We start from the raw sequence: 4,677 nt of genomic DNA, 5'->3' as shown, positions 1-4,677 counted from the left end.
CTGCCGCTGGCCGCCGCTGGAATGATCACGACCGCGACGCGTCCGTGGTTCGGCAAGGTCGCCGGCTGGATGCTCGCCCTCATCTTCTACAAGCCAGCGGCGGCAGCCGTGTACGCGACGGCGTTCACTTTCATCGGTGAGGGCGAGGAGCTCCACACGCTCCTAATGGGGTTCACGATGATGCTGATCAGCCTCATCGCGTTCCCGGTGCTGCTGAAGTTCTTCTCCTGGACCACCGGAGGCACCGAATCCAGCAGCGGCGGCGGCGTGCTGAGCGCGGTCATGGGCGGCGCCACCGCCCTGGGCGCGCTACGCGCCTACGGCGGCGCGTCCGGCGGCGGACGCACCGCATCCGCAGGTGAGCACGCCGACTACCTCGGGCAGCAACTCGGCGAACGTCCTGGCGATCGGCATGACGAGGAGAAGGCGGCGCAGCAGCCGCCGGTCGTCCCGGATCGGGGGGCGACGGGCCAGCAGGGAGACGAGAGCGAGCAGGGCCCGTCGGTCACTGCGGCGCCGTCCGGTAGCGATAAACCCGACGGCGGCGTGACCCACACGCCTGGGCCGACATCCGGCGGTGAGTCACGCGGCGGCGGATGGACGCCGCCCCACGGCGGGCACGACGAGCCGGTCGGGCCGACCGCTATCCGTGCAGCGGACAAGGAACGGCAGCGCGGCCAAGACACGATCCGCTGGCTGGGCAACCCTACCGGCTCCGACGACAACGGCGGCGGTCCCAGTGGCGCGGTCGGCGAAGGGGGCGGCGGCAATGGGTGAGGCCCGCACCTACGGCGGCTGGCGGCGAAGGCACGGCATCGGGCTGATGGGGCTGGACAGCACCGCGACCTTCGTCGTGCTCGGCGGGGCGATGGTGGTCGTCGTGGTCGCGGCCATCGCACCGGGCAGCCTGATGTTCCTGCTTCCACCGGCGGCTATCGGGGGCGGGCTCGGACTCGTCCGCGTCGGCGGCGCTCCGCTTGGGCGGATGCTCCTGGCCAGGGCGCGGTGGCAGTGGGCGACCCTGCGTGGCCACAACCGGTACCGGGCTGGGGTGGTCATCGACCACCCGCGCGCGTTCCAGCTCCCCGGGGTGCTGGCGCCGCTGACCTTGCTGAGCGTGGAAGACGGTTACGGCGGCAGGTACGGGGTCGTGTGGGATCGCCGCACGGGTCTGCTGACCGCAACCCTGCGGGTGGTGCCGACCTCGACGTGGCTGGCCGACCGGTCCGATGCCGACACCTGGGTCGCCTCCTGGGGCGGCTGGCTCGCCGCCCTGGGCCACATGCCCGCCATCCGCTGGGTGACCGTGACCGTGGAGACCGCGCCCGAGCCCGGCTCCACCCTCGCCGACGCCATCGGCCGCGCGGTCGTGGAATCCGCGCCCGAACCCGCACGCCGCATCATGGACCAGCTCGTCCAAGCCGCGCCGTCGGCCGCCGCTGACGTCGACACGCGGGTGTCGGTGACGTTCGATCCCAAGGCGTCGTCGGCGCGGCCGCGGGACCTGTTCGAGGCCGTCGCCGAACTCGGGCGCACGCTGGACGGGCTGGCGTCGCGGCTCGGCAACTGCGGGGTGTCGGTCGTGGGGCGAGCGACCGCCGCCGAGCTGGCCGGGGCCGTCCGGACTGCGTTCGACCCGCACGCTCGCGGGGAGGTCAATCGGCTGCTCGCTCGCCCGGGGTCGGAGGACGTCCTGTCCTGGGGTGAGGCGGGGCCGGTCGCGGCGACCGAGTACACCGATCGCTACGAGCACGACGGCGGGACGTCGGTGAGCTGGGCGTGGCATGAGCCGCCGCGGCAGAACGTCCGGTCCGATGTGCTGGCGCGGCTGGTCGCTCCGGGGCCGTTTCCCAAGCGGGTGACGCTGCTGTATCGGGCGTTGCCGGCCGCGGCGGCGAGCCGGGTGCTGCAGCAGGAGGTGAACGCGGCGGCGTTCCGTGCCCAGTTCCGGCGCCGCACCGGGCGTGATGAGACCGCCCGCGACAGCTGGGACGCCGCCCGGGCTCGGCAGGCCGCCGCCGAGGAGGCCATGGGTGCCGGGGTGTGCCTGGTGTCGATGTACGTCACCGTCACCGTCACCGAGCCGGACGAGCTGCGGCGCGCGGTCGCGCATGTGGAGGCGGCGGCGGACTCGGCCAAGATCCGGCTGCGCCGCATGTGGGGCAGCCAGGCCGCCGGGTTCGCCACCACCCTGCCGTGCGGCATCTGCCCTCCCACCCTTTCCCGGCGCCTCATTCACTGACCTGGAGCACGTAATCCTGATGAATCACCACGTTGAACAGCACGCGATGGCCGAGCCACTCGCCCCCGCCTGGGGCTGGCGCGGCCGAGGTGCCGGACGCGCCGCGCACGTCGAGGCGGCGCCGGAGTACCAAGCCACCACAAGCCAAGCTTGCGGCCTGTACCCGTTCACCGCCGGCTCGGGCACGCCGACCGTCGGCACCCCCGTTGGACGCCACCAACTCTGGGGCGAAGTCGTCTGCCTCGATCCCCTGGCCTGGCTGCGCGAAGGGCTCGTCACCAACCCCGGCATGTTCGTCCTCGGGCAGCCCGGTACCGGTAAGTCCACGCTGGTGAAGCGGCTCGTCACCGGAGCCGTCGCCACCGGCACCACACCAATCGTCCTGGGCGACACCAAGCCCGACTACACCCGCCTCGTCGAATACCTCGGCGGTCAGGTCATCCGCGTCGGACGCGGGGCCGACCGCATCAACCCCCTCGACGCCGGACCGCTGGACGAAGCCCGGCGACGCCTCACCGGCGCCGACGCCGAGACCCTGAGCTGGGAAGTCCGATCCCGGCGGCTGTCACTGCTGCTGGCGCTGGCGACGCTCGTGCGCGAGACCCGCATCACCAACGCCGAGGAGGTCGTACTCGGACAGGCCATCGACCTGCTCGACGACCGCCTCGACCACGAACCCACCATCGTCGACGTCCTGCGCATCGTCGAAGAAGGCCCCGCAGAGCTGCGGGCCGCAGCCCGCACCGACACCGACGGCTCCTACCGCACTCAGACCCGTGAGCTGGTGTTCACGCTGGATCTGCTCATCTCCGGCTCCCTGGCTGGTGTCTTCGACTCTCCCACCACACGCACCCTGGATCTGGACGCACCGGCCATCAGCGTCGACATCTCCCGTGTACGAGCTGCAGGCGACAAACTCCTCACGGCCGCGATGCTGTGCACCTGGGCGTACGCGTTCGGGATGGTGGACGCAGCCAGCGCGCTGGCCGAACTCGGCGCCGCCCCACGCCGCTCCTACCTCGGAGTCATGGACGAACTCTGGCGCGCCCTACGCGGCGCCCCCGGCCTCGTCGAGCACGCCGACGCCCTGACCCGCCTCAATCGCGCCAAGGGCATGGCGTCCATCATGATCACGCACTCGCTCGCCGACCTCGACGCCCTCGCCACCGAAGAGGACCGTGCGAAGGCCAAGGGGTTCGCCGACCGTTCCGCCATCACCGTCCTGGCCGGGCTACCGCCACGCGAACTCGCACGCGTCCACGAGATCACCCCGCTCACCGGACCCGAACAACACCTCGTGTCCTCCTGGTCGGCCCCCGACAGCTGGCAACCCGGGGCTCGCCATCCCGGCCGCGGCAAGTACCTCATCAAGACCGGCGAGCGCCTCGGCATCCCCGTCGAGCTGTCCCTCGTCGGGGCCGAAGGCGACCTGTACGACACCGACCAGGCGATCCGAGGGACCGCATGAGCCGCGCACTCGGCCCCCGTTCGTCGATGTTCCACTCCAGCGCGACTGGTGGATGGTTCGTCCTCGCCGCCTGCTGGACGCCGATCGTCGGGCTGTGGATCCTGTGGATCTCGGCCAAGGTCGCCGCCGCGTTCACCGGTGGACGCGTGATGCCGTTCGGTGCCGACTTCGCGTTGGTCCTCGCCGAGTGGAACACCGACCAGGCATGGCCAGGAACGCCAACGCCCCTGGTCATCAGTGTTCTCGCGGTGATCGTCACCACCGCCGCGACCGGGATCTGGGTCGGCTGGGGACGTATCTCCGCGCGTTATCCACAGCCTGGGGATGCCGTGGCTGCGCTCGCCGACAACCCCGGCCTCACTGCACTGCAACCAGAGGCGACGGCGAAGAAGGCCGTCGGCCTGCGCCGTTCCTTGAAGGACACCGCGCCCGACGCGCTGGCCCCCGAAGACGTCGGCCTGGTGCTCGGCGACGTGCTTCTGCCCGGTGACCGTAGCGGTCCGACGTTGTTCACCTCGTGGGAGGACACCGTCGTGGCGTTCATGGCGCCGCGGTCGGGCAAGACGACCACGCAGTCGATTCCGCACGTGCTGTCGGCGCCCGGTGCGGTCATCGCCACCAGTAACAAGGCGGACCTGTGGTCGGCGATCGCCGCCGTCCGCGCCGAACGCACCGGCGGGCGCAGCTGGCTGTTCGACCCGCAGCACATCACCTACCAGCCGCAGACCTGGTGGTGGAACCCCCTCGCCGGCCTGTCGACCGTCGAGGACGCCCACCGGCTCGCCGGGCACTTCGTCCTCACCGTCGACGACGGCCAGAAGAAGGACCTGTGGGGCCCCGCCGCCCAAGACCTGCTCTGCGCACTGTTCCTGGCCGCCGCCACGTCCGGACGATCCCTGCACCACGTCGCGCAGTGGCTCGACGAACCGGCCGTCCCCACCCCCATCGAGCTGCTGCAGAAAGCCGG

Annotated in this window: 3 protein-coding genes and 1 pseudogene; all 4 read left to right on the top strand. The window is 71.5% G+C overall.

Going from position 1 to position 4,677, the window contains the following annotated elements:
* Positions 1 to 777, top strand: a pseudogene (locus AB0L25_RS40925) (hypothetical protein); the annotation flags it as partial.
* The gene (locus AB0L25_RS40920; protein WP_500179024.1) at positions 770 to 2,242 is read left to right on the top strand and encodes an SCO6880 family protein; all 1,473 of its coding nucleotides are present in this window, start codon (positions 770 to 772) and stop codon (positions 2,240 to 2,242) included. The pseudogene AB0L25_RS40925 and the gene AB0L25_RS40920, both read left to right, overlap by 8 nt.
* Before the next feature lie 46 nt (positions 2,243 to 2,288).
* Positions 2,289 to 3,710: a putative type IV secretion/conjugal transfer ATPase gene (locus AB0L25_RS40915; RefSeq protein WP_500179022.1), complete on the top strand. Its 1,422-nt coding sequence runs from the start codon at positions 2,289 to 2,291 to the stop codon at positions 3,708 to 3,710.
* Positions 3,707 to 4,677, top strand: a 971-nt coding sequence (locus tag AB0L25_RS40910) for a type IV secretory system conjugative DNA transfer family protein (RefSeq protein WP_500179021.1), incomplete at its 3' end; no start/stop codon positions are given. The genes AB0L25_RS40915 and AB0L25_RS40910, both read left to right, overlap by 4 nt.

Source organism: Spirillospora sp. NPDC052242 (assembly GCF_040679555.1).
Classification (GTDB): Bacteria; Actinomycetota; Actinomycetes; order Streptosporangiales; family Streptosporangiaceae; genus Spirillospora.
Note: the sequence above shows the minus strand (reverse complement) of the source record. Positions and strands in the feature narration are given on the sequence as shown.

Bases quoted from the DNA above. Each gene is read 5' to 3' on its own strand.
- AB0L25_RS40915 (WP_500179022.1), top strand. From the start codon at position 2,289: ATGGCCGAGCCACTCGCCCCCGCCTGGGGCTGGCGCGGCCGAGGTGCC.
- AB0L25_RS40920 (WP_500179024.1), top strand. From the start codon at position 770: ATGGGTGAGGCCCGCACCTACGGCGGCTGGCGGCGAAGGCACGGCATC.